Source organism: Neorhizobium sp. S3-V5DH (assembly GCF_004343065.1).
GTDB lineage: Bacteria > Pseudomonadota > Alphaproteobacteria > Rhizobiales > Rhizobiaceae > Neorhizobium > Neorhizobium huautlense.
In genome coordinates, this window is the sequence record NZ_SMCL01000044.1 from 1 (window position 1) to 5,025 (window position 5,025).

At 57.5% G+C, this 5,025-nt stretch carries 7 protein-coding genes; 3 read left to right on the forward strand and 4 right to left on the reverse strand.

What is annotated here, in order from left to right:
* Nucleotides 1–79 precede the first annotated feature (79 nt).
* Nucleotides 80–424 (reverse strand): DJ-1/PfpI family protein, encoded by a 345-nt coding sequence (locus EDE09_RS27815; protein WP_245505260.1) that lies wholly within the window; start codon nucleotides 422–424, stop codon nucleotides 80–82.
* Nucleotides 425–648: 224 nt separating this feature from the next.
* The gene (locus EDE09_RS27820; RefSeq protein ID WP_112800206.1) at nucleotides 649–1,545 is read right to left on the reverse strand and encodes a DMT family transporter; all 897 of its coding nucleotides are present in this window, start codon (nucleotides 1,543–1,545) and stop codon (nucleotides 649–651) included.
* Between the two features lie 158 nt (nucleotides 1,546–1,703).
* Between EDE09_RS27820 and EDE09_RS27825 the strand changes: the two genes are divergently transcribed.
* The 3 genes from EDE09_RS27825 to EDE09_RS27835 all read left to right on the forward strand — a co-directional run bounded on the left by EDE09_RS27825 (nucleotide 1,704) and on the right by EDE09_RS27835 (nucleotide 3,418).
* A complete protein-coding gene (locus tag EDE09_RS27825; RefSeq protein ID WP_112800208.1) occupies nucleotides 1,704–2,591 on the forward strand; it encodes a LysR family transcriptional regulator in 888 nt (295 codons plus the stop codon).
* 331 nt (nucleotides 2,592–2,922) lie between these two features.
* Entirely contained in the window at nucleotides 2,923–3,144 is a 222-nt protein-coding gene (locus EDE09_RS28815) for a type IV toxin-antitoxin system AbiEi family antitoxin domain-containing protein (protein WP_245505262.1), read from the forward strand.
* Nucleotides 3,050–3,418 carry a nucleotidyl transferase AbiEii/AbiGii toxin family protein gene (locus EDE09_RS27835; protein WP_245505261.1) on the forward strand — a complete coding sequence of 123 codons (369 nt, stop codon included), beginning with the start codon at nucleotides 3,050–3,052 and terminating at the stop codon, nucleotides 3,416–3,418. Before EDE09_RS28815 ends, EDE09_RS27835 begins: the two co-directional genes overlap by 95 nt.
* Nucleotides 3,419–3,578: 160 nt before the next feature.
* Here the strand turns inward: EDE09_RS27835 and EDE09_RS27840 are convergent, their stop codons facing one another.
* Nucleotides 3,579–3,932 (reverse strand): ethanolamine utilization protein, encoded by a 354-nt coding sequence (locus tag EDE09_RS27840; protein ID WP_132413602.1) that lies wholly within the window; start codon nucleotides 3,930–3,932, stop codon nucleotides 3,579–3,581.
* Between the two features lie 154 nt (nucleotides 3,933–4,086).
* Entirely contained in the window at nucleotides 4,087–4,545 is a 459-nt protein-coding gene (locus EDE09_RS27845) for an MgtC/SapB family protein (RefSeq protein ID WP_105375117.1), read from the reverse strand.
* Nucleotides 4,546–5,025 lie beyond the last annotated feature (480 nt).

The window sequence follows — 5,025 nt, forward strand, 5'->3', positions numbered from 1 at the left end:
AGCCAAACGGCGCAAAGCGTGACTGTCCTAAGATCATCTGCATCTCAGAGATCCGTTCTCTCCATGGACGTGGCCTCTTTCATGCCACCTCCTTTTGTAACACCCGCCGGGATGTCGTGCCCTTGCGCTCAGTCCTGAGGGCAGCGACAATCGCCCGGTTGAACGCCGGGAGATCGGACGGCATGCGGCTGGTAATGATGTTGCCGTCCAACACAACCTCTTCATCGACAATGGTCGCGCCGACATTCTTGAGGTCGGTGCGGATCGAGTACCAGGCCGTGGCTCGACGGCCGGGCAGGACGTCGGCTTCCACCAGCAGCCGAGGGCCATGGCAGATGGATGCGACAGGCTTGCCTGCGGCGACGTAGCCCCTGACCAAGGCGAGGGCCTTCGGATCCAGCCGCAGCTTGTCGGGATTGACCACACCGCCCGGCAGGACGCAGCAATTCCGTGCGGTGACCTCTCTCGCGCCTTTGCAATTCCAGAAGCAGCTCCGCCTTAGAGGCTCGACGGATGATGGTCTCCGAGGGTGCTGCGATCAGCAACGCCGCCTATGCGTCATCTCCGGCCAAGGATGTTCGGGAGAGCATCGGGAAAGTCCAGATCGCCGCTTGACTGGATGACACGTCACATATCGAGGCTGATTGCTCATCCCCGTGAGGTCACCCAGACACCCACCAAGGTTACCGCCAATCCGGCAAACATGGCAACGGTCAAAGGCTCCGAAAACAACATCCATGCCCACAGCATTGTTACGGGTGGACTGAGGTAGATGGCTGCGCTCACCTTGGCAGCGGGGAACAGCCGCAGACTGCTATAGTAGACCGCATAGGCGAGGAATGTGGCAAACAGGACCAGCCAGACCATCGCGATTGCAAAGTCAGAGGTCAACGGTGGAGCAAGACTGCCCTGCGTGAATGCGCAGAGGCCGAAGAGAACCGAACCCATCAGCGTCTGGATGCAAAGGCTCTGGTGAACAGGCATGTGCCGCGTCTTGCGCCTCTTGTGCAGGACCGAGGCGACGGCGAACACCAGCATTGAACCGACAGTCAAGCCGTAGGCCCAGACCGGAGCTGTGCCGAAGCTGAGGCTGTCGAAGGACACGATCAACACGCCGACAACGGCAATCGCGGTGCCCAGCCATTGCCGTTTCGTCAATCGTTCACCTAGGAAGGGTTGCGACAACGCGGCAATAGCTAGCGGAACAAGGTCGGAGATTAGCGCGACGAGCCCGGTTGGCACCCTCTGCTCGATGGCAAGCGCGAAACCTCCCAGATAAAGGAAGACCGTCATGATGCCGAACAGCGACTGATATCCGACTGCGCCCATCGAAAGTCTTGGCCCGATGGCCAAGGCGAATGGCAGAAGGATCAGACCTGACAGCAAAGTCCGCCAGAATAGGAGGAGCATGACGCTCGCTTGCTGGTTAGCATACCGAATACCGACGAAGCCCGAACTCCATCCGATAATCAGGAGGGCAGCGAGCAACGGCCATAATAGCGGATGGCGACTGGTTGAGGCGGAGGCAAGCGAGGTGTGGGTCATGGTGGCTCTATCGCGGGGAATACGGTCTAGCGGTACTGGAAAAACGCAGAAATCATCCATGACAAATATCGATGAGCCCATGACACTCTTTAAATTACTGTCATGCTCGATCCACTCCGTGATAGGTTTCGTTTCAGGACAAATTAATGGGTATGACCATGAACGAACTGAACGGTCGCCGCCTCGAAATCGACGCCTTGCGGGCTCTTTCCGCAATCCGCCAACATGGCGGAATCACCAGGGCGGCCGCCGCACTCGGTCTCTCCCAATCGGCCGTCAGCCACAAGATCAAACGGCTCGAAGTGAGCCTCGACTGCGAGTTGCTCGGACGCAAATCCGGAGGACCAATGTTCACGGCTGCGGGCGAGGACCTCTTGGACTATGCCGGGCGCATCCTAGGGCTGCACGACGAGGCGCTGTTGAGCCTGTCGAAAACGCCGCTCGCCGGAAGACTTCTGCTCGGGCTTACCGAAGACACCGCATGCACCGATCTCGCTCGGATCCTTGGACGCTTCAAGCGGCTTCATCCAAACGTGGCGGTCCGAACCAAGGTCCGCATGAGCCTGGTGCTCCGCGCCATGCTCGAGCGTGGGGAACTTGATGCAGCAATCGTCCAAGTCTTTAGCCACCAGGTACGGCCGAACGACCTGGTTCTTTACAGAGACAGCCTTCACTGGGTGAAGCACCCCGAACTGGTGATCCGGCATGGGGAACCGATCCCGTTCTTGTCGTTCGATGACGAATGCTTCTACAGGCAATGGGCACTCGACATCGGCCAGGAGAATGCGATTTTCGAGACCGTCTTCGAGTGTGCAAGCGCCGCTGGAATTGTTTCGGCCGTTAACGCGACAATGGGTGTGGCATTGCTGAGCGACCGCCATATCCGAGGCGAGATGCAGGTAATAACCGACCGTTTGCCTGTCCCGCCATCCTTGGCATACGTGGTCCGGCGGGCACGTAAAACAAGAAATCCGGCTCTCGATAGCCTAGTCGCAGAAATCGAGCGAGGCATCGGACGTATAGGTGGATTGGCACTGACTGGCTGATAAAATCGAACGCTTTGATAGGATCAGAACTTTCGACCTGTCGTTCAAGAAACCTGTATTCGCGCGAACTTTTATAAGCGGGGGACTTCGAACCTGACTAAGCATCTGAATAGTGAAAGAATTCGAGAAGTGCAGCAGTTATCTGACTTGGCGGCTGGAATTGATCTCGTCCCACCAAGGAGAAATATCAATTTTTCCGCAGTAAGGGCGGATTTTCGAGAATGATTCAGTGAGGGTATCATATTGAGTTTTCCGCGCTAAAAGCGGATCAGGAGATATGATGCAAAGCAGACGATCAACACTGTCTTCCTACGCTTCTGGCCTGCTTGCTATGGGCCGGGGAGTCTTCTCTGCGGATGAAGCCCAGCAGGAGATTGGCATCAGCGGGGGCGCATTCCTTGACGCCGCCGAGCGGTTGCAGCGGCGCGGCCAGCTTATCCGGCCCCCTCGCGGCTTCTATGTGGTTGTGCCGCCTGCGAGCCTTGCTTCAACGCAACAAAGGCCGCGATCTGTTCGACCCCGACTACGCGCTCAGATTGTTAGAGGGGCTTAACTCGGCCAGGATCGTCAAGTGCTTTCTGCTCTACCTTGAAAAAGGAGAGGTAGCGATTTCCAGAGCCGAAGCGCAACAGCGCATGTTCCAGAAACTCGTCAATCCGGGCTTCTTCACTGACATGGGTCCGCTGCTTCCGACAGATCTCGCCAAGGCTCTGACCGAAGAAGCGCTTAAAGCCGCGTTTTCCATGGTAATGGTGGAACTGATCGACCAGATGCCCGGCGACGAGTGGGCGAAGGCGGGGGAAATGCGAAAACGGTTCGGGCTGTAAAGTAGCTTAAAGCTTCGGGATTGTGTGGCGCGCTTGCTAGAACAGAGCCACTATGTGAGCTTCGCCTGACTGCATTCGCGACAAGGCAGACCGACCGCTCTACGTTCCAAGAGCCATTTCGTCTGATTTGAGAGATCGGAAGTTTCGCGAGCCGTTTCCGTCAACCCTCGTGCGCCTCCGCCCAGTGCGGATAGGTCACGTAGGCCGTCAACGCGCCCTCGCCTTCCGTGGCGATCGTCACAGATTGCCGCTTGGGCATGCAGACGATGCCGCCGGTTCCCGCCGTCACCGTGCCGTCGCCCGTGGAAACGGAGAGCCTGCCTTCCAAGACGATCATAGTGTCGGCTACAGCCATGGTCCCGGTTAGCGACTGGTTGGGCGAGTACCGGCCGTAACCGATGGCGACCGGACCGCCTTGTCTCTCGTCGACGAGGTTTCCGACAAAGATCTCGGCATCCTGCCCCGGGGATCGTTCAAGTCGGGAATCGGACAGGTTGATTTTCTGCACGTTCAGGGTGCCCTCCCTTTCCTGATTTGAGTTAGAGCCGTCATCGAGATCACCAAGACAGAGACTGAATGCGGCTGTAAATCGAGATCGGAAGTCGAACGCGCCTCCAGCGCCAGTCGACGATGAAGCAATATCATGGCCGACGCCGAAATGGTCCCAATCAATCCGGTCTATTTTGAGGACCATCCGACTTGAGATTTGCGTTGAGACGTAGAGTAAGAAAGGTCATGATCGCGAGCACGATCGCCACGTCGTAGGCTCCGAGGCCGACGGAGGTGCCGATAGCACCCGTTGCCCACAGGCTTGCCGCCGTAGCCGTCCCACGTACGCTCGCTTTGACGACCAGGATCGCGCCGCCGCCAATAAACCCCATGCCCGTGATAAGTCCTTCCACGATTCTGGCCGTGGCTTCCGGGCTTCCCGCCGTTAAGGTCTCGGTCGCCTGGATAAATCCGCAACTTGCGATCGCGACGAGTGGAAACGTCCGCAGCCCCGCACTGCGCTCGCCTTTTTCGCGGTCCCAACCGATTGGAAGTGCAAGCAGGTATGCCGCCACCAGGGCTCCAAGATGCGGAACGATATCAAACGTCAATCCTGTCGCGGCCAACTGATCGATCAAATTCTATCCTCCCACTTTACCCGTCGGCAGATAGCAATATTGAGAAAGACTTCAAGCAGACGGGCGTCAGTGACGCGTTACCATTTTGAGCTCTCCTGGGATATCGTCTTCGGTTTCTGCCACCGACATATTGCAACCGTCACCTTCGAGGGGTTTCACTTCCCCGGTCAAGATACTCCGACTTCGATTGATCAATCTGTGCTACCCGAACCTTACATGCCGATCCGCAGTCAGGCTTGAAGTTCGGCTGCCGTCGCGCTGCCTGCACTCCTCGGCTTTACGGACAAACTTCTCACGCCGTTTCCAGCAAGTTGTAAGCCGCGCGACGGGGCTGGAACAGGGAAATACAGCATAACATAGAGAGTTGCGGACCGAGGAGCACTCAGTCCTGCTGCCAATGTAGCCGCAGGGCTGGTGCCCAACCGATGAAGGCCCTTCAGTCCTACAACGCAAAAGAGGCAGACAGAAGCTTTGCCGGTA